The following is a 318-nucleotide window of genomic DNA, read 5'->3' on the forward strand; positions in this document are numbered from 1 at the left end:
ACTGCCACCATCTGGCGTATAGACATAGACCGAACCGGATTCACTGCCCTTATCATCATCCCCAGAAGCACCAACAACCACAACTCCGTGGTCATTCATCTGCACTCCATGACCAAAACTGTCATACTCAGCACCATCAGAGGCAACAAGTTTGGCCGTGGTCTCTTCTCCATTGACCGTATGATGTTCACCGTAGGAGTAAATCACTGGCTCATCATTAGGGAAGAAGTACATTCCATCTTGCCCGACATAGAAACCAGCAGGGTCTTGGGTAAAGACATAGACTGAACCGGAACCCTCACCGTTGTCATTGTCAGA

1 protein-coding gene is annotated in these 318 nt (G+C 48.7%); it reads right to left on the bottom strand.

What is annotated here, in order from left to right; all coding sequences use genetic code 11:
• Window positions 1–318, bottom strand: a 318-nt coding sequence (locus tag PPL9_RS10685) for an FG-GAP repeat protein (RefSeq protein ID WP_200962254.1), incomplete at both ends; no start/stop codon positions are given.

The sequence above is a fragment of the Pseudovibrio sp. POLY-S9 genome, assembly GCF_001431305.1.
GTDB lineage: Bacteria > Pseudomonadota > Alphaproteobacteria > Rhizobiales > Stappiaceae > Pseudovibrio.